General features: G+C 38.5%; 12 protein-coding genes. 2 read left to right on the top strand and 10 right to left on the bottom strand.

Annotated elements, in window-relative coordinates; translation table 11 throughout:
• Window positions 1–5 precede the first annotated feature (5 nt).
• Window positions 6–998 carry a DNA polymerase III subunit delta' gene (holB, locus tag HCJ50_RS11895; protein ID WP_185344532.1) on the bottom strand — a complete coding sequence of 331 codons (993 nt, stop codon included), beginning with the start codon at window positions 996–998 and terminating at the stop codon, window positions 6–8.
• Between the two features lie 216 nt (window positions 999–1,214).
• Here holB and HCJ50_RS11890 point away from each other — a divergent pair, with 216 nt between their 5' ends.
• On the top strand, window positions 1,215–2,051 hold the full coding sequence (locus tag HCJ50_RS11890; protein WP_185344530.1) for an STAS domain-containing protein: 837 nt from the start codon (window positions 1,215–1,217) through the stop codon (window positions 2,049–2,051).
• A 49-nt stretch (window positions 2,052–2,100) separates the two neighbouring features.
• Here HCJ50_RS11890 and HCJ50_RS11885 read toward each other — a convergent pair whose 3' ends face one another.
• The 9 genes from HCJ50_RS11885 to HCJ50_RS11845 form a co-directional block, all read right to left on the bottom strand.
• On the bottom strand, window positions 2,101–4,161 hold the full coding sequence (locus HCJ50_RS11885) for a SpaA isopeptide-forming pilin-related protein (RefSeq protein WP_185344528.1): 2,061 nt from the start codon (window positions 4,159–4,161) through the stop codon (window positions 2,101–2,103).
• Between the two features lie 285 nt (window positions 4,162–4,446).
• Window positions 4,447–10,488, bottom strand: coding sequence for a bacterial Ig-like domain-containing protein (locus HCJ50_RS11880; protein ID WP_185395704.1), 6,042 nt, complete (start codon window positions 10,486–10,488; stop codon window positions 4,447–4,449).
• A 225-nt stretch (window positions 10,489–10,713) separates the two neighbouring features.
• Window positions 10,714–11,532 (bottom strand): M55 family metallopeptidase, encoded by an 819-nt coding sequence (locus tag HCJ50_RS11875; protein ID WP_185344524.1) that lies wholly within the window; start codon window positions 11,530–11,532, stop codon window positions 10,714–10,716.
• A gap of 15 nt (window positions 11,533–11,547) precedes the next feature.
• Entirely contained in the window at window positions 11,548–13,197 is a 1,650-nt protein-coding gene (locus HCJ50_RS11870) for a peptide ABC transporter substrate-binding protein (protein WP_185344522.1), read from the bottom strand.
• A gap of 12 nt (window positions 13,198–13,209) precedes the next feature.
• Window positions 13,210–14,001: a serine hydrolase gene (locus HCJ50_RS11865; RefSeq protein WP_185344520.1), complete on the bottom strand. Its 792-nt coding sequence runs from the start codon at window positions 13,999–14,001 to the stop codon at window positions 13,210–13,212.
• A gap of 17 nt (window positions 14,002–14,018) precedes the next feature.
• A complete protein-coding gene (locus tag HCJ50_RS11860; RefSeq protein ID WP_185344518.1) occupies window positions 14,019–14,897 on the bottom strand; it encodes a C40 family peptidase in 879 nt (292 codons plus the stop codon).
• A 16-nt stretch (window positions 14,898–14,913) separates the two neighbouring features.
• Entirely contained in the window at window positions 14,914–15,990 is a 1,077-nt protein-coding gene (locus tag HCJ50_RS11855; protein ID WP_185344516.1) for a dipeptide epimerase, read from the bottom strand.
• A gap of 240 nt (window positions 15,991–16,230) precedes the next feature.
• Window positions 16,231–17,043, bottom strand: coding sequence for a sugar-phosphatase (gene yidA, locus HCJ50_RS11850; RefSeq protein WP_185344514.1), 813 nt, complete (start codon window positions 17,041–17,043; stop codon window positions 16,231–16,233).
• Window positions 17,044–17,088: 45 nt separating this feature from the next.
• Window positions 17,089–19,428 (bottom strand): ATP-dependent DNA helicase, encoded by a 2,340-nt coding sequence (locus HCJ50_RS11845; RefSeq protein WP_185344512.1) that lies wholly within the window; start codon window positions 19,426–19,428, stop codon window positions 17,089–17,091.
• A 269-nt stretch (window positions 19,429–19,697) separates the two neighbouring features.
• Between HCJ50_RS11845 and HCJ50_RS11840 the strand changes: the two genes are divergently transcribed.
• Entirely contained in the window at window positions 19,698–20,378 is a 681-nt protein-coding gene (locus HCJ50_RS11840; RefSeq protein ID WP_185344510.1) for a Crp/Fnr family transcriptional regulator, read from the top strand.
• The last annotated feature ends 3 nt before the right edge of the window (window positions 20,379–20,381 follow it).

Raw genomic sequence — 20,381 nt, 5'->3', positions numbered from 1 at the left:
AGTGATTACCTCCCTTGAATTTCAAGAACTAGTTGTTCCATTAGAAGTTGCAAATTCATATTGGAATCTAGCTTTGATTTCGCAGCGAGAATCTTCTCGATTTCCCCTGTGGTTTCAGTCAATGATTTACGCAAAGCATCTTGCGCGAGCATTCCTTTTTGCGCTGTGCAAATAGGTTCGTAGTTTCCATCAAGTGTAAGGTGCAGTCTGTCTCGGTATAGTAGTAATAACAACTCAAGACCGAGTGCCATCTTATCTTTCTCTTTAAAAAGCGGCATCCATGATTCTTGGATGATAATTAACGGACTAGTTCCTTGATGATGCAATCCTTCATATAATTTGACTACCGCACTTCTTGCTTCTCCAAACCACTCATCTTCATCAAAATTCTTTGCCCGCTCTGTGCTTCCTGTAATACTAGCATAAATCCGTGCTTTTTGTTCGGAAATACCAATGCGCGTTAAAGAAGCTACAAGGCTATCAAATGTTAGTGATTTAAATGTCACTGGTTGTAACCTTGATTGAATAGTTGGCAAGATTTGTCCCGGGTTGGTTGTTAAAAACAATAATAACAAACCGCCCTCTGGTTCTTCTATAAATTTCAGCAGACTATTGGCCGATTGAACAGTCATTTTTTCTGCATCGTAAATAATAACGACTTTTCGATCAGATTCCATCCCGCGTTTACTTAGGTCTTGCTTTAACGCACGGACTTGATCGATTTTGATACTAGCACCATCTGGCTCTAGTAAATGAACATCCGGATGATTATGACTGGCTATTCTAGTACAATTCGCACATTCCCCGCACGCAAGTTCTGTTTCAGTAGGCTCTAAACAAAAAAGACTTTGAGCTAACCAAAGTGACGTACGTTTTTTTCCTGTGCCACTTGCTCCTTCTAATAAATAACCGTGCGATAACCGATTTTCGCGGACACTTTTTGAAAAAATCTCCATGACCACTGGTTGCATCACTGTAAGTTCATCCTGTAATCCCACAAAAAACTTCCTTTCTATCCATATTGTAATATTATACCATGACAAGCCCCAAATAGCTTCGGAATTTTAACAAAAAAATAACGACTAATTTGTTAAATAATATTACAATTTGAATAAATTAGCTTTTTTCCAAAATTTAAATGGACAGTAGACCCTTTTGAGCATAAAATAAAGGAGAAGTAGTTTCTATACTTAGATTTAAAGGGGTTGTCTGGTATGAATGAATCAAATGGAAGTATGGAACTTTATTTAAGGGTACATACCGAAGAAATTATAACTAATTGGCTATCCAAAATCTATGAAAATGAAAACACCTACACGAGCTTTGTTTATTCTCCTCGCTATAAAGATGAACTACGCGCTGATAGCGAACAAACAGCCGACCTAATCATTTCCTATTTTGCTGGTAAAAAAACTTTTTTTGCTAAGCTTGATAAATGGCTTGATAGCATGTACGCCCGACGCATGGAAAATGAAGTGCCACTTCCAGAAGTAATCACCACACTGGACAAACTTCGCCGCGAATTTTTATCTGCTGTTTCTGATTTTTGCATTGAAAATGATGAAGTAACCAAATGTGATTTTTCTTCCAGTATGTCAATGGTTAACCACGGTTTCGACCGAATCAATGAAGCTTTCTCAGCAATGTATTACCGTGATATTGTTCAACATTTAGAATCACAACACCGCTTAATAGAAGAAATTAGCACACCAGTCATTTCGATTACTGACAATTTAGCCATCCTTCCTCTTATGGGACGCGTCGACCGAGAAAGAGCTGAAAAAATTTCCGAGATTACAGCTAATAAATGTGTCAAACTCGGTGTAGAGCAACTTTGTATTGATTTATCGGGTATATCTTACTTTGATGATGCCCTTGGAGAAATGCTTAATAACTTAGTGACGGTACTCAAGCTTCTTGGAGTTGAAGCATTCATTTCCGGTATCCAACCAAAAATGGCCCAACAAATTAATCGTGTGGATTTAAACTTATCAATTCCAGCCTATCATTCTTTAAAAGCTGTTTTACAAGATAAAACTAGAACCAAATAAAAAATGGAACATAAAGCGAATTATCCTCTCGCCTTATGTTCCATTTTTATTATTTTTTTCTAAATAAGAAGATTAACCCGCTTGCTGAAATCGCAACTAATAGCAATCCTAATCCGCTAACAAGAGGGGAATCTCCTGTTTTTGGTAATATAGCTGATAAACTATCTGCACTTACAATTTCATCGGGGGTTTCTGGGGTACCTGGTATTTCTGGTTTTAGTGGTTCTATTGGTGTTTTAGGGTTACTAGGGACTGCTGGTTTTAATGGTTCTTTGGGTATTTTTGGAATAATTGGTGTTTCTGGTATTTTAGTGTTCTCTTTTGTTACAAGTAAACTGAGGTTCGCTGTTTCTTCTGTGATTGCAAATTTCACTGGTGTTGCATCTAACAAATAACCAATTGGCGCTTTTGTTTCTACTAGCTGATACTCTCCAAGTGCTAAATCCACAATAGTTAAGATTCCTTCTTCGTTTGTTTCGAGACTAGCTTGCAAAGTAGCTCCTTGCGCGTCTTGTAGTTCAAATTCCGCGCCAGCCAGCTTTACTTTTGTTTCACTGTCTAATTTCTCAAGTGTCACAGAACCTTTGATTGGCGTATTTTCTTTGGATACGTTCAGAGTTTTATGCGTTTCGTCAATCGTGAATTTTACCGGACTTGCATCTAGCTCATAACCGATTGGCGCTTTTGTTTCTACTAACTGATAATCCCCTAGCGTTAAGTCTGAAATAGTTAGTGTTCCAGCCGCGTTCGTTTCTAAACTAGTCTGTAACGTGCTGCCTTGAGCATCTTGCAATTCAAATTCCGCGCCAGCCAGTTTTGTTTTTGTTTCACTGTCTAATTTCTCAAGTGTCACAGAACCTGTAATCGGGGTATTTTCTTTAGATACGAATAATACCTGATGTGCTTCGTCAATTGTAAATTCTACCGGGCTTGCATCTAACTCATAACCCACTGGTGCTTTGGTTTCGATTAATTTATACGTATCAAACTTCAAATCCGCAATCGTAAGTTTTCCATCCGCACCGGTCTTAATTCCTTCTTTTATCGTAGTTCCAGCTGAATTCACTAATTTAAACTCGGCATTTTCTAGTGGTTTTTTTTGCGCTGTATTGTCTGTTTTCGTTAATTCCACGGAGCCAGTTGTGCCTTCACCAGTTCCGCCACCACCAGATGTTGGTGTTAAAACTTCAATTGTTTTTGGAACATAATTATCGCCTGAAAGTATCCCTTTATTGGCGTAATTGGACGATGCACCGCCGTCAGTCGCAATTGTATAATAGGAAATTTTCACGGAATCCGTTAAATCTCCAAATGCGATTTTGAAGCCCTCACTCGTCTGCGTAATAGCCGATGCTGGTACTTGGATCCCTTTTGTAAAATTATCGTCCGCATCAAACGTTCCATGATAGGCTTTTACAGAACTAAAATCAAGTGTTTGATTTGGTCCGATAAAATCTTCATATACCGCATTATCAATACTTAGTTTCGCATAATTTAAGCGAACAACCCAATTGATAAGTGCTGGATTTTTTTCATCTGCCCAACCATATTTATATAAAGTCTCATTTGGATTAATTTGATTTTTAGGACCAATATCTACAGGAATAGTCACATAATCCCCATCTACCGGAAAATTAACATCAACTTCTTCATTTCCGTTTATGACTGTTTTATCCCAATTACTCCAAAAATTAAGATCACCTTTAATATTCGACTTCTTCTCCACATAATCTGTAAAGGTTACGACTACTTTACCTGTAGCCTTCGTCGCAATTACGTTTCCCACTGTATTTCCTTCATCATCTTTTAAAACAAAATTTAAGTCTGTTACTATTTTCAATTGTTTTGGTAAAGTGAACTCCATTGTATCTCCAGCATTCACATTTGCTGAATTCGGTATTTCCCATGTATAGTGAATTTGAATACTTTCATAATAACTAAAATCCGTTTTAGGGTTACCATCAGCATCTTGTAACTCTACCGTTTTTAAAAGTTCAGAACCGTAATTAGTTGCTGCTTTCACAAAATTTGTTTGAAATATCACATTCACAAGCAAAATCGTACTAAGAAAGACAAAGCATATTTTTTTAAAGTTTTTGCCTACTTTCATATTTTAACTCATCCTTTACAAGTTTGTTCAATCAACTTAATTTAGTGCTAGTATACAGTAAATAATTTAGAATTTATATTTACACAAGATAAAAAAACGTTCATTTTGTGAACCTTTTGTGAATTTTAGGTCAGATAACCAGACTTATTTTTAGCAACAATTATGATTGTTACTCCGTTTAACCTGTTTGTAAAATGTCTTTTTAGATACTTTAAAATGGAAGAGTAGAGATGCAAAAAAAGATAAGGCATACCCTTATGGGCCGCCTTATCTTTTTTCTTTTAACTATTTAAAGCTACGTCTTCTGCGGTTAAATAACCATAGAAGAAGGCTAAAGCTGAGTAAGCCAAGGCCTGTCCAGACTAGCCAAGGGTCGGTTTGATTCCCTGTTTTGGGTAGCGGTTTGGTGGCTTCGTAGTTAGTGGTGTGTTGATGGTTGCTGTTGCCTGAAGGGGTCGTCCCACCTCTGGAAGGGCTACTTGGCTTGTTTGGGTCTTCGACTTGAATGGTAGCCGTGACGGATAATTGGCTTTGGCCTGCATCTGTGGTACCTTCATTTGGATCGATGGTGTATGTGACCTGGTATTTCCCTGCTTTGTTTGGTTGGACGGTGCCACTTGTTTGTACATCCTCAAAAGCGATTTCTTTTCCATCACGGTTAGTTGCCTGGATGAAATTATCTTTCGCGGTCCATTTACCCCCTACTGGGAGATGGCTATCTTGCACAGTGATTTGAGCTTGGTTTTTTAGGACAGTCACATGCGCTACGACTTTAACTCCATCGTAACTATAGCTAATTTCATAGGTACCTGGGACGTTGGTGTCCACGGTTCCTGTGATGGTCATCGCCGAGAAGGAGACTGGCTTGCCTTTTTTGTCCGTGGCCTGATCGAAATTAGTTTTTGCCGTCCATGGGTCTCCTGCATAAATCGTGCTATCATGAACGACAATGCTAGTTTGTCTTGGTTCGACGGTCACATGAATCGTCGTGGATATCCCGTCATAGCTGTAAGTCACTTCGTATACTCCCACTTTCATCGGATCCACCGCTGGGTTTTCGCTTACAGTGATGTCTTTATACGAAACGGCGTTGCCGTCTTTATCGGTCGCGCTATCCAAGTTATCTTTCGCAGTCCAGCTGTCTCCAGTATATAGCACAGAATCATGAGCGTGGATGGCCGTTTGTGGATTTTTGACGGTTACTTGAATCGTCGTGGATACGCCATCATAGCTGTACGTGACCGGATAGGTCCCTGCTCGTGCTGTATCGACTTTACCGCTTACTTGGATGTTCGAGAAAGGAACGGATTGACCGTCTTTATCGCGTGCGCTGTCAAAGTTATCTTCCGCGGTCCAGCTGTCGCCCGTGTAAAGAATCGAATCATGGGCATTCACCGCAGTTTGAATGTCTTGGACCGTTAAGGTAATCGTTTGTGCTATTTTCCCGTAGCTGTAGGTGACTTGGTAAGTGCCTGCTTTGTTCGTATTCACGGTTGGTTTTTCAGTCACTTGAATAGCTTCGAAAGCGACCAGGTTGCCATCTTGATCAAAGGCGCTATCGAAATTATCTGCGGCACTCCAACTATCTCCGACATAAATAGCAGAATCATGGGCACTAATACCGGATTTATCTTCTTTGACGGTGACGGTAATCGCGGCCGACGCGCCAGCATAGGTATACGTGATGTGATACGTTCCTGCTTGATGGGTATTGACCGTCCCCGTTACGGTGACATCCGCTAAAGGAACCGGGTTGCCATCTTTATCGAGCACGCTGTCCAAATTGTCTGTGGCACTCCAGGTATCACTGGTATAAATGGTTGAATCGTGGGCATTCACAGCGGTTAGGTCATCTTTGACGGTCACTTGAATCGTGGTGGATACGCCGTTATAGCTGTACGTGACCGGATACGTCCCTGCCACACTCGTATCCACGCTACCAGACACGGTGATATCGCTAAATGGTACGGTATCTCCTTCTTTATCAATGGCACTGTCAAAGTTATCCGCTGCTGTCCAAGTGTCTCCGATATACAAGGTCGAATTATGGGCATGGACGGTAGTTAAATCTTGCGCCACAGTGACGGAAATCGTCACTCCGACGGTCTTTCCCTCTTTCGCTAAGGTATAGGTGAGTGGGTAAGTCCCCCCTTGCTTCGTGCCATGTTGGATGGCAGCTAATTGTGTTGGATTCACTTGCACGAAGTTTAAACGATCTTGGGCACTGGATTGAACGCCACTTTTCACTTCTTCGAAGGCCGCTGTTTTTGCGAGGCTTACTGCCTGGGCATCGGTTAATGCGACAGCTGCTTTATATTCCAGCGAAAAATCGGTCGCTCCCATGGTGAAACCAGCTTGTTGCATAATGGTTCCATCCGGAGAAGTAACATAGACCGGTGCTGTGGAGCTTTGTTCGGTACCAAAGATGTCTTGCAGGGCAATCGTTAAATCGGTTGCTGCGATTGTTTTATTGCCAGCTGAAACGCCTACCACAGCGGCAGAACCGTCTGTTAAGGTTTGTACCGTCGCCACGCTAGTGTTCGCGCTTGTCCACTTGTATCCATTCGTGCTTGCTTGGATATTTTGGAAGAAGGCTGGTTCAATCGTATCTTCGGCAGCTTGCCCGCTGGTGGAGGCTACTTTTGGTAAGGTAATCTCCAAGCTTCGTCCGGTTTGTACGCGTTTCTCATTTAAATTGACTTTCAAATCTTGCGCTGGTGTATAGGCGTAATAACCCGCATTGATGGACTGAGAAGTAGGCCGTGTGGGATCAATGTTTTTCGCCCAACCTTTATCAGTACCACTGTAGGATACGTCGCTATCAATAGACGTATCTTTCCCGACATTTTTCAACGTATACTGATACCCTACTTTGTCTGGGAATTTCACAGCGTAATTACCGTACCCTACGTCGGAAGTATAATCAAACGTATAGGCGCCGTTGGCATCGGTTTTGGTGGTGATGTTCTCCCCATTTTTCGTTGCTGGTTCATAGGCGGAAGTGGTGCTATTCCATTTGTAAAGTTCGACAGTTTCGCTAGTGAGGACTTCATCGCCTTTCGCTTTTTCCAAGAGTCCGTTGGCATCTTTGTCGTTAAATAATGTCCCAGCGACTTCGCCAATCACGAGTTCCGCCCCTACTTTCGTGCCGGCTAATGACCCGGAGAATGTATTCGTAATCACCCGATAATACGGGTTGTAGACATCCCGCTCACTGATTTTATTGCCTTCATTGGCCGAATCAAAAGTTTCGTCTACTTGGAGTGGGACTTGGAAGGTCTGGGTTTCACCGGCATTGATTTGTGTTTTAACGTTGATACGGACCATATTGACTTTTTCATAGTCGGATACGGTAGCGCTATATAGGCTAGTTGAATCGTAATTATCTGCGGTCGCTTCGGTTGCGTAACTCACGTCAAACTGCGCTTGTTGTTCGGAGGTGATATTGATAGCATCGCTTAGTTTCATGTCCCATTTGAAGGCGTCATTTTGGAATTTGGATCCGAAGTTTTGCCCTGTTTTCGGGATCGGAATATAGAGTTCAAATGTGCTTGCTTCGGCGCTAGAAGTATTGGTGACTTGGACCGTATAGTCTGCGTTGGTTCCTGGAGTAAAGTAGGAAGCAGTGCTGTCATCTCCTTCCACGTAGGCAGCTTTGGCGCCTTCACCGGCGACGTTTAGGAACGTTTCTACGGTGACGGTGTCTTGTTTGGGGATGCTTAGCGCGCTACTGTTGACGGAAAGTAGTTTTTCATTGTCTTTGCCGTTTTGGTTCACGTCTAGTCCGGTATCTGAGAAATAGTTGCTACTTATTGCGGAAGTGACATCTGGTCCACCCCACGCAATGACTTCTTGTGCGTCCATATCAATACTTTTATCAAGAGTTACATCGAAGGTCGTGTCATAACTAAGATTTAAATACTGTGTTTTGTATGGATAACCAACATAATGTCCAACTGTTACACCTGTTGTTTTTAGAACATAAACTTTCTCTCCTTTAATATCCGTTTCTGTTTGGATTGTAAATTCAACATTTTTTCCATTTTGATCCGTCAATTTGATGGAGGAAGGTTGTATCTTTGTTCCTGCCAAGTTGCGTAAATATACTTCTGGATTATTTAGTACTGTGCGTGTTCCATAAGGGTAGTCAAACACAACTAGTGTGGCTTTAGTTTTGACAGTATCTCCTGCGCTTGCTACCTTAATGGCTGAACCTGCTTTATTATAAAAAGAGGCTGTTCCATTGGCAGCGCTGGTAATTGTATTGGAAACACTATAGCTAGAGACACCAGAAGCTTTTGTGTTCGCTTCATCTTCAGCATCCCAAATTGCTCCCTTAAACTTCACTGAGGTGATACCTGGCTTAACCATTCCATATGAAGTTGTCGAGGTTGCTCTAAGACCGGCTGAAGGATCTGTACTAGCGAATCCAGAAGAAAAATTCCCCACGTTGGCTTTCACTTCTGTAAAGTATTCTCCTTCTTGAAGTCCAACTGCAGTTGATTCTAAAACCGCCATTCGCTTATTACCTGTTAAAGGCGGAGTGCCACCATTATAAGTTCGATAATTAGTATTCAAGTTTGTTTTATACTGAATATCTGTTATTTTATTTCCTGAAAGCCTTCCATCAAAAGGCAAATTAACTGTATAGGCTTCCCAATTAGGATCAAACTGAATTTGGTATACCTGATTTGTCTTCATTCCAGCCGTTGTTTTATTTGTAACCTGGATGCTCCCTGCCCACGTTTCATTATCAGGATTGATACAACTATTTGCCCCTGTTACAGTCATTTTATTTACAACAGTATCAACGACTTTACATGTGTCGAGTGAAGCTTTTGTTGTTAAGTCCGCGGAATTATTAGTTAGTGCATCAGACTCAAAAACCTTTCCATCATATGTCGTAGTAACTGCATGCGAAACTTTAGGTGAGCTATATGTTCCCACTGCCGTGCCCTTAGGTATTTTATATTTCACTGCAAATCCATTGTAGGCTGGTTGTTTTAGTTCCACGACAACCTTATGCTCGCTTGGATAAGGTGTGATAATTATATTACTATTTGCTGTGACATTATTTCCCGAGGCATCAGAAAGTCCAGCATATTCCATACCTTCTGGGTAATAAAGTGTCATCGTTACATTTTTGGGAATATAATTGGTTGTTCCGCGATCGTCTAATTGATTTAAACCGTTGACTAGAGAATAAGTCTTTGTATAATTATAAGAAGTTTCTGTATCTGTGCTTGCTACAGATTCAGCTATTGTTTGGGTTTCATACCAATAGCGGAACATAGTTTTCACATGGTCTTGGTTCGCGTAACCGACCACTTTGTTTCCTTCTGCGTGAATCGCTTGTTCAGCGGAAGCAATCGGTGTGCTTTCTTCTCCAAGGAATACCTCTGTTTTAATTGGTGTCTCTAAATCTTTTCCTCCATAATATTTCGTAGCATCTGCCCGAACTAAAAAAGTAAAACTCGCTTTTTCTGTACCTGGACTTAGTTCGTAGCTCACTGTTCCATAGGTCGGACTATTGTATCCAGATTCTTTACTAGGAACTGACACAGATGTAGTTGCGATTCCAAGCGGATCACTCGCGCCTAAATAATTTAAAACATTGGGATCCACATTACTAGTAGCTTGGTAGTTACTTGGTACAGGAAGCGAAACAAAACGCATTCCATCTGGTAAAGTAAAATTCACTTTTTTTCCTGAAGTAGTGCTGTCGCCGAATTCTACTGTTGTAGTAACTGTTTTGATTTCACCGTTGCTCCAAGCTACTTGGTTATAATCCGGTATGTTTAAGGTTACATTAGTTTGCCCTGATTTCAGTAGCGGCTTATTTACTTGATTTGTATCTGTTGTATCAGGATTAAGTTGAACTTCTGTACTTTCTTTTTCAGTTGGACTTGTGGTTGCTGTTTCATTATTTATTTCTTCATCAGCAACTATTTCACTTACATCATAAGTAGCTGTGTAAGTTTTAGTTTCCGGATTAGCTTCGTCATTCGTTTGATTTTGGTAGGTGATTAAGAAATCCATCTTACCATTTTTATCCGCAGTATAAGTGGCCTCTTGTCCTTCTGTTTCCTCACCGTCTGGGGATTTCACTGTTAAAATTTTCACTTGTTCATTTTTTGGTGTTACTTTTATTTTTAGAGTGGCTTTCTTTTTATCATTTGATAGCTCTTCTTGAACTTCATATGAAAGAAACTCGTTACCGTTTTCTTCTGCTAATGCTAATAAAGGCGCTAAATTCAATTGGCTAAGTATTAAGAAAATAGATAGTGTTAATAGAATGTAGCTTCGTAGCGCAGTTGCTTTTACCATAAAAAATTCTCTCCTCCTAGTTTTTAAGTTGTATTTACTGTTAAATTAAGTCCACTTTTATATAATACAAGGCAAGGCATTGGCTGTATACGAAATCAAAGTGCTTTCATTTGAAAAACGATAAATAAGTACTTTCTATTCATAAAGTCGACATAAAAAATCGTGTTTTTCGTCACATTTTAGACACAAAAAAAGAAGACACTATTAAAGTGCCTCCTTCAAATCTTATGAGAACGCGCATTTCATTGCTAATTCAGTCATTGCAACCATTGCTTGATAAGCTTCTAATATATCATTAGCTTCAAATTGGACTGTCGTTTCATCAATTATTTTCGTTCCAGGTATTAGTGCAGCCCATTCAGCCTGTCCGTAGTTGCAAAACTCGATTTTTAAGATAGGTTTTTCTGGTGGAGTGAGTATTCCTGCTCGTTTGTTTTGTAGTGCTATCTCGACTTTCTCACGAATAATGGCTTCTGATCTTGCTAAAGAAAACGCTATTGCAGAAGAACGAGAGACTGCTTCTTTGACTACAGCTGTTTCGATGCCCGGAATTAACGCTTTCGCTTCGGCAGCAATATAATCATCACCTGCAACTAGAATAACTGGTACTCCAAATGCCCCTGCAACATATGCATTTAAGCCAAATTCTCCTACCACTACATCATTAATGTAAAAATTCCGTACCCCAGAAGTCATTGAGTGGCTCATCACTCCCGGCTGTCCTGCTCGAGAATGATAACCTATAAAAATGGCTGCGTCAGCACTAGCATCTAATCCCTGCACCATCGAAAACGGTTTTACATCTCCAGTTATTAGACGTGCTTCTTTGTGTAAATCTTCTATTAAAATATTGTTCATTTTGGAATGGCTGTCGTTTACCAAAATATCATCGTAGCCGGCTTTAAGGGCTTCTTCCACTACCCAGTTTGTTTCGCTTGTCATTATTTTTTGTCCTCTAGTATAGTTTCGCATACTAGAATCTACAAAAGTATCGTCGGGAAGTCCATTTATCCCTTCCATATCTACGGAAATCCAAAGTTTCATTTTGTTTCGCTCCTTCTATTCTACGTATGCACCTTTATAAGAAAAGCTTGTACCAAAGTTATGGTGAACGATTCCTTTGACTGTGTCTTTTTTCAAATTACATACAGCAGTTTGATAAAGCGGAATCATTGCTGCATCCGTTTCGATAAGCAATTTCTCTGCATCAATAAATGTTTCCCAACGTTTTTCAGGTTCGGTTGTTAGTGTGGTTGAAGTTGCATTTATCATTTTATCGTAATCCGTGTTTGAATAGCCACTCGCGTTGTAAGTATTGCCAGTTGTGTAGTTTCCTAAGAATGTTAATGGATCTTGAAAATCTGGACCCCAATTAGAAAGAACGATTTCGTAATTTTGCTCTCTCGTTAATTGTAGCAAGTTCTTTTTAGGAACTGTTTTTAAATTTATTTTAAGCCCAGGAAGTGCAGTTTCTAGTTGGTCTTGCAAGTATTCGCCTACTTTTTTACTAGATTCTAAGTCTGAATTTAGTAGCTCAACAGTAATCGCTTCTCCACCAAGCTCTTGTTTTGCTTTTTCAAAATATGTTTTTGCTTTTGCTTCATCTTGCTCCATGTAGTTGCCACTTTCTTTGCGGAAATCTTCACCAGTTTCTGGATTAGTGACAAATTTTTCTGGAACATAACCGTAAATCGCTTTAGAACCATCTGCTAAAATTTTCTTAGTAAGCGATTCTTTATTTACAGCAAGGGATAGCGCTTTTCGCAGATTTTCGTTTGCAAGTGGTGTTTCTTTTCCGCCAATTGCTTGATTTAATTTTAAATGTGTCACGTAAGCATCAAGCTCGGAATGATAATCTTTGTCGTTGCTTTTTTGTGCAGCATAATCACCAGAAAGTGTTGCTACATCTAGTTTTCCAGTATCATATAAATTAACTGCTGTATTTGGTGCTTTTACAACACTAACTTCAATTTTATCGGATTTAACATTCTTTTTATCCCAGTATTCTGGATTTTTTTCTAGTGTCCATTCTTTTTCGGTATTGGTCCAACTTTTCATTGTAAAGGGACCATTATAAATCATATTTTCACTGCTTTGCGCATATTTTTTACCTTGTTCTTTCACATATTCTTCATTTTGAGGATAGAAAGCGTTGAATGCGAGTAGTGAAGTGAAATAAGGAACTGGTTGTTCTAGTTTGATTTCAATTGTGTAATCATCAAGTGCTTTTACGCCTAATTCATCTACGCTTTTTTTGCTATTAATTACATCTGTGCCGTTTTCAACTGTTCCATCAAGTAAAAAGGAGTATTGAGCGGCAGTATCCGGGTTTGCTAGTTTTTTCCATGCAAAAATGAAATCATTTGCTGTCACTTTTGTTCCATTAGACCATTTGGCATCTTTCCGTAATTGGATAGTGTACGTTTTTTGGTCTTCACTTAAAGTTGGCATCTCCTTGGCTACGGCTGGAACTGCTTGGTCTTTATCGTTTAAAGTGTATAGACCTTCAAAAACTTGACCTTGTTCGGTAAAACTCGGAACATCTTGCGAAAGAGTAGAATCCATGGAAGAAACTTCAGCATTTTCCATAATTCTCAGTGTTTTTTTGCCTGCTGACTTAGTAGTTTCGTCTTTATTTCCACCACATGCTATTAAAAAGGTTGATATAGATAGAATCATGATACATAATACTGTTAATCTTTTTTTCATGTTGTTTCCTCCCTATTTTTCATTTTGGCTTATATCGACAAATAATTGTTTACCTACTGTTTGCATCCATGCTGTTGCATTTGCTTCAAGCCCTGTATTGTTCGTTAACGCTGCTGCAATCCGCGTTTTCCCTTTGTACTCAAAAATGGCGACATCATGCTGCACATCTTTTAATTCGCCAGTTTTGTTTAACATTAAAAGATCAGTAATTCCCGCTTCTTCCAAAGTCCCAGTCAAATTCGAACGATGTTGCTGATTTAAAAATGGTCGTCGAATCGTTTCTGCTAGGTCTGGATGTGCCTTACTTAACTCGTTAATTTCTTGGAAAATAATGACGGCTAACTTTGCGCTGATTTTATTTTGCTTAGCTGATTTAAAATCCATCATTTTGCGCTCTATATACACACTATTTTCCCAACCTTTTTTATTTATCCACGCTTTTAGACTTGGAAAGGTTGCTAGCTCTATTAGTTTATTGGTAGCTGTATTATCTGAAATTGCAATCATCAAATGTAAAAGCTCTTCTAGGCGCCAAGTCCTTTTTTCAGGAAGGATTTGAATTATGCCTGCACCCGCAACTACTTTTTCTGGTAAAATTTGGAATTCACTTTGCAAGTCTAGCTCACCTTTAGCAATTTTCTCAAAAAAGTACAAGTAAATTGGTAGTTTAATGACACTAGCTGCTGTATAAAGCTGATTTTCTTGTTCAGCAAAAAGAACTTGTTTTCCATCTGTTATATAAAGCGCTTTTGAATCGATTGAATCGAAAGTTTGGTTGATTTTTTGGTATATATTTGTTTTCACTATTTCACCACCCCTTTTTAGCGATGTCGCGCCGTTACACAAAGCTCTGGTTCATATTTGCTGCCGGTTATTTTGGTGAGAATTACTTTGGATCCTGGTGTTTGCGAGTGAATCATTTCGTCGTTGCCCATGTATACTCCTACATGATGCACCTCGCCTTTACCTTCTTCATAGGCAAAAAATAGTAAATCACCTGGCTCGGCATTCGAATAGTCTATCTTTTCTCCCGCAAATGATTGCTCTGTTGCGTCACGACCGATGTATTTTCCACAAGTACGATACAATGTAAATGCAAAACCAGAACAATCAAAACCTGCACTACTAATACCTGCCCAAACATAAGGTAAATCTAAAAATTGTAATGCCATTTGAACCACATCCACCCCGATATTTTCACGTGGTTCATTTTGAAGTGCCACGTGTGTGCGTGGGATAAATGCTTCCCCATGAGGTGTCTCAATTATGTAGTTGTCTTCTGTTTCTGCTTTTTTTAAGAAAAGTGTTCCAAATGATACTTCTCGTGTTGCTCCATTTTCATACGTAATTTGTGATTTTGGTATAACTACCGCTAATTTTTCTTCTGTGTTCGCAAGGTTTTTTTCATCTATCAAATCTTCCAGCAGCATCCAGCCCGGATAGCCACGTTTATCTAGGAAGCTATGTTGGGAAGGAACAACTACTTTCGCCCAGTCTCCCTCTATCTTATCGACAATTACCAAGTCATTATAGAGCAAATCCGAGTCCACTAAGCTGTCTTCATATAGCTTCATCGCATCTTCTTTTAATACCTGTACTAAATCACTTGTTTTTCTTGCTTTTAAAATATTTTCTAGTACTGGGTTCATTTCATTTTTTCTCCAAAGAAATGCATTACTTTGACTAACTAATTTGTTCATATTACCCCTTCTTTCTTTAATATGCAGAAATTCCAATGCCACTTTCTTCTGTTAAAAGCACTTGACCTTGGCCGATTTCTATCCCGATGTCTGTTATATCTTTGCCTTGAAGATTCCACATAAATGGTACATCTAAATCATAGAATTTCACTCGTTCTGAAGCTGCAGCAAAATGGGCGGCGGCTGATAAACTTGCATAGCCTTCAATCATCGTCCCAATCATACAATCAACATTATACTCATTTGCCAAAGCATGAATAGCGCGAGCTTCTTTGATACCAGCGCTTTTCATCAATTTTATATTTAGTAAATCACAACATTTTTCATCCAATAGTCGCTTGGCATCATGAATTCCAAACAAGCTTTCATCTGCCATAACTGGAATATTTGTGTTGGCAGTCACTTTTGCCATCCCTGCGAAATCCCAACTTTTCACCGGTTGCTCGACGAAATCAATTGGAATATCACTCCATTCATTTAAAATTTGAATTGCTACTTCTGGAGTCCAGCCTTGGTTTGCGTCAATCCGAAATGGGATTTTCCCGCCTAAAGCATCATTCATTTGTCTAATTTTAGCAACTTCGACTTCTACAGGATCAAGACCAAGTTTAACTTTTAGAGAACGAAATCCTTCCGCTACTTTTGTTTTTGCATCATCCACCATTTTTTCTGGTGCGCCGATGCTAATCGTATAATCTGTTTCTAGTACTACTTTTCTACCACCTAGAAATTTGTATAGTGGTGTAGAATTTGCTTTCGCTAAAGCATCATGAAACGCAATATCAATCGCTGCTTTCGGACTTGAATTATGTATCAGAAGTGCCTTCATTTCATCTAAAATGGTTAATTCTTCGTCTAGTTCACGCCCTATTAAAAAAGGAGCAAAAATATCATTAATTGCACTTGTAATGCTTACTTCTGTATCTCCAGTTATGACATGTGTCGGAGCAGCCTCACCTATTCCTACAATCCCATTATCAAAATGGATATATACTCGCACTATATTTACATGATTTACTTCTCTAAGGGCTGTTTTAAATGTAGAACTTAGTTGAATTGGTATGGTATGTGTTTTAATTTTTGTGATTTTCAAACATCGTTACCCCCTTCTATTTTCAAAATGTCAAACTATTCCTAAAACAATAACAAAAGAAAGCTAATTTGGCAAGATAGAGCTGATAGAAAAACTCCCACAAAAAAACCATGGATTTCTAATTGCGCTAAAATAGCTTCCATTCTATGTTGCTTTGATATCTTTCTATTTTCGCCTATGAAATAAAGCGCTGTCAATATTTTCAATTCAAATCCTACCTTACATGGAATGTTTTTATTTTTAGCGATCTAATACAAACATTTGAATAGCCATTGCAACCCCATCTTCATTATTGGTTGTTGTTGTATAATTAGCAATTTCTTTAATATGCTCGGTTGCGTTACCCATCGCTACACCCATACCAGCATATTCTATCATCGAAATATCGTTTTCTTGATCCCCAATACTAATTACTTCTCTTTGATCCACGCCTAGTTTATTCGCCAAGCTTTCTAATGCGGAACCTTTATTTACCCCTTTTTGCAAAAATTCTAGATTGTAAGGAACACTTCGAACAATATAAAATTTCTCTTTTAATGTTGCAGGTAGATTTTTAATGACACTCGTTATTTTTTCAGGAGAATCTAGCAGCATTACTTTCGAAACGTGAATGGACTCAGGGGCTTCTTCTACTGGCAGATGATATAGCGGTGTTTGTAATAGAAGCGAATCCTGACAAGTAATTTCTGTTATTTTTCGGCTTGGTACATACATGTTTTTCCCATCAAAATAAGTAACATTTACATCCTCGGCATGACAAAATGCATAGATTTCTTCCAATTCGGTTTTATTTAAAGTAATATCGGCTAATGTTTTTTCTGAAGCAGTTTCTAAAACGACTGCTCCATTGAATGTAATTGCATAATCTCCAATATCTAAAAGATCTAATTCCAGCAAACTTTTCTTAATTCCAGCAAGCGGACGACCAGTACATAAAACGACTTTTACCCCTTTTGCCTTCGCTGCCTTAATAGAATCTCGAACGACTGGTGTGATCACGTGCGCATCATTTAATAAGGTGCCATCAATATCTATTGCGATAATTTTATACATAATTTCCTCCCAACAGTGACTAATTACTTTCATTCTACTAGAAAATCAGTCATTTCGCCAAAATTCGCTTACTTGTTGCACTATTTCTTGTGTGTTTTTCACTGTTTTAGCATGATTCCAATGCGCTGGAAACAAAGCTCGATAGCGATCTACTGAAAATCGTTCTTCTATTAATAAAACTACACCTCGGTCGGACTCCGCACGTATCACTCGACCAACCGCTTGAAGCACCTTATTCATCCCTGGAATTTGATAGGCATAATCAAAACCATGACCAATTGTTTTATTGTAATAATCCTTAATTAAGTCTGATTCTGGATTTAGCTGTGCAAGTCCAACTCCTACTATTGCCGCACCAATCAATCTTTCTCCACGCAGATCAATTCCTTCAGAAAAAATTCCCCCTAAAACACAAAATCCTACCAAAGTTTCCACATTATCAGCTTCAAATTCCGCTAAAAACGCTTCCCGACCAACTTCATCCATCGAGTTTTCTTGCTTTTGAACACGAACATCTGGATATTTTTCTTTAAATAATTGATAAATCCTTTCTAAATAATGAAACGAAGGAAAGAAAAACAAGTAATTACCTTTCTTACCAGATATAAGAGCAAATAACGCCTCAACTACTCCCTCCATACTATTTTCGCGCATTTGATATTTAGTACTAAGGTAATCTGCTACTAATAAATGCATGTTTTTTTGCTCAAATGGAGACGAAAAGATCATTCTACTAGTATCTGACTCCCCGCCAAGTACATTTGTATAATAGTCAATCGGTCTAAGCGTTGCCGAAAAAAGTACCGAGCTCGCCCCAAGTTTTAGTTTCTCAGATAATAAAAAGGCTGGGTCCAGGCATAGTTGTCTTATTTCTATCTCATTGCGACTTCTTGTAATTTGCGTTGTATACCTTTCATCATAAAGTTCCGCAATCTTTATATATCTTAAGCTTTCAAAATAAAGTTCTAAGACGCTTATCTGCGCTTCTGATTGTGTATTTTGCGGTAGCCAATCCTTTGCAACAAATGTAAACTTAAGCACTGTTTCATTCCATTCTTCTAATTGTTCTTTTCTCACATGAATAGTTGTATTTGATTCAACTAGCTTTTTATTTAGCGAAATCATTACCTTATTCATTGCATCAATGGAATTCCAGAGACGTTTATGCTGCTTCTTATCCAATTGCCGCTTCACTTGCATAATAAGTGATTTTCGAAGTGTTGCAGAGAACATCGAGCGAGCACGATCTACTAAATTATGAACTTCATCCACCAAAAATGTATACTTTCCTAGATTTTCACTGAAAAATCGTTTCAAATATACTACTGGATCAAATAAATAATTATAATCGCAAACAATTGCATCACAAAATAGTGCCACATCTAATGACAATTCAAATGGACAAAGTGTATATTTTCTAGCATATTCCTCTATAATCGGCCGAGTAATCGCTTCTTCTTGACCTAAGATATCAAATAACGCCTCATTCAAACGGTCATAGTACCCTCTAGCAAATTGGCAATGGTCCGGTTCGCATTTGCGCTCATCTAGAAAACATATTTTGTCTTTTGCCGTAATAGTAACACTCCTTGCAGCAAGTCCTTTCCGCCGCATTTCATCTAGTGCATCTTCTGCCACCTGTCTCGTAATTGTTTTTGCGGTAAAATAAAAAAGCTTGTCCGATTTCCCCTCTCCCATCGCTTTGATAGCTGGAAATAATGTCGACATTGTTTTTCCAATTCCTGTAGGAGCCTCACAAAATAAATTCTCACCAGAAACTGCTGTCCGATAAACAGCTATAGAAAGTTCTCTTTGGCCACGCCGATAGCTATTGTAAGGAAATGCTAATTCTTTTATCGTTTGGTTTCGTTTCAATTCCCAAGCTGCAGACATTTGCGCCCAAATTGCGTATTTAGTAAGTAAATCATCTACAAAAGCGCCCATTTCTTCGCGACTCATTGTACGTCTAAACTGCTTTGTCTCTTCATCTACTATTTGATAATATGTCAACTGGAGCTCAACCTCTGAAAGCCCCTCATTCTCCGCCAGCATAAAGCCATAACAAATCAGCTGTGCCCAGTGAAGTGGTCGAAAATTTTCAGTAATTTCCTCTATAGCCGTCTCTGTTGATTTAATTTCATCTATTATTCGTTCATTTATAATTCCATCCGCACGTCCATCCAATGAAAAAGCCACACCAGCAACAGTTCGGTCGAGTTTTAAACTAACTTCCGCCTTATATTCATCGCCTGCTGATTTTTGGAGTAATTGATGAATCTTCGTCCCTTCTAACGCTCGATCAGAACTTGTCATTCGGCTATCTATACTACCACTTCTAAGAACAAATTCTACTAAACGCCGAACAGAAATTTTCACCGTTTTCATCAAAAATCCTCCTTCATCATTCTTTTGAATTATATCACAGAACTGGTGTTCGTTACACTTTTTATTGTTCCTTTAAAAACACACTTTTCCTTGTGAATCGCTCACTCATTTCTAACTAAACGAAGCCATGTCCCTCTTTTCCACCTTTAGGAGACACAGTTTATTCACATTTTAGAAACATCTTACTAAAAAATAGTACGCTAAGAATTTATAATTTGTTCTTTCTGGTATAATAATATGTGTTGAGATGAAAAATGGAGGAGCATAACATGACAAAAAACCTATACAATTATCAAGAATTTATTAGGCTTTCTAAGGAAGGTAAGATTGAATATAAAGAAATCGAAATACCCAAAAACGCCAGCTTACTAACACAAAAAGCTGACGTAAATAAGTATATTTATCTTATTGTAGAAGGTTATGTTTCTGTGTTTTCAATTGATCCTACTTCTCATTCAAAAATTTATTCCATTCAAAGCGGGGGTTCATTTTTAAATTATTTAACCTTACTTGATGATTCATCCAATAAGTTTACCTTCAAAACTCTATCAAAATGTACCTTATACCAATATTCTAAGGAAAATATCATTTACTTTCTATCCATGTTTCCAGAAAATTTTGGTTTTCAATTTTTCATTATGAAGAATCAAGCCACCCACGCTTACCTCAAAAGTATAGTAGCTAACTGTTCCGCATCGAATAAACTTATAGTTGCTTTTAACAACATGGCACTTCTTCATGGCACACCAATTAATGACAACAAAGTTATTCTCCCTCAAGAAATTAAAACGAGTTATCTTCTTTCCTATAGCAACCTATCCAAAAGCTGTTTTTACAAAGATTTAACGGATTTAAAAGCAGCTAAAACAATCGAAAAACAAAATAAAAATTGGATTATTACAAGTGAAGAATTAAATACTCGTGTTAAGGAATTTCAAGAAAGCTGGTAACGC

It is taken from the genome of Listeria immobilis (genome assembly GCF_014322765.1).
Classification (GTDB): domain Bacteria; phylum Bacillota; class Bacilli; order Lactobacillales; family Listeriaceae; genus Listeria; species Listeria immobilis.
The sequence above is the reverse complement of the archived record's forward strand: the minus strand, read 5'-3'. Positions and strand labels throughout refer to the sequence as shown.

Excerpts from the sequence above, each read along its gene's own strand:
- HCJ50_RS11845 (WP_185344512.1), bottom strand. The coding sequence starts at position 19,428 with ATGAAAACGGTGAAAATTTCTGTTCGGCGTTTAGTAGAATTTGTTCTT.
- HCJ50_RS11880 (WP_185395704.1), bottom strand. The coding sequence starts at position 10,488 with ATGGTAAAAGCAACTGCGCTACGAAGCTACATTCTATTAACACTATCT.
- HCJ50_RS11860 (WP_185344518.1), bottom strand. The coding sequence starts at position 14,897 with ATGAACAAATTAGTTAGTCAAAGTAATGCATTTCTTTGGAGAAAAAAT.
- yidA (WP_185344514.1), bottom strand. The coding sequence starts at position 17,043 with ATGTATAAAATTATCGCAATAGATATTGATGGCACCTTATTAAATGAT.
- HCJ50_RS11875 (WP_185344524.1), bottom strand. The coding sequence starts at position 11,532 with ATGAAACTTTGGATTTCCGTAGATATGGAAGGGATAAATGGACTTCCC.
- HCJ50_RS11890 (WP_185344530.1), top strand. The coding sequence starts at position 1,215 with ATGAATGAATCAAATGGAAGTATGGAACTTTATTTAAGGGTACATACC.
- HCJ50_RS11840 (WP_185344510.1), top strand. The coding sequence starts at position 19,698 with ATGACAAAAAACCTATACAATTATCAAGAATTTATTAGGCTTTCTAAG.
- HCJ50_RS11870 (WP_185344522.1), bottom strand. The coding sequence starts at position 13,197 with ATGAAAAAAAGATTAACAGTATTATGTATCATGATTCTATCTATATCA.
- HCJ50_RS11885 (WP_185344528.1), bottom strand. The coding sequence starts at position 4,161 with ATGAAAGTAGGCAAAAACTTTAAAAAAATATGCTTTGTCTTTCTTAGT.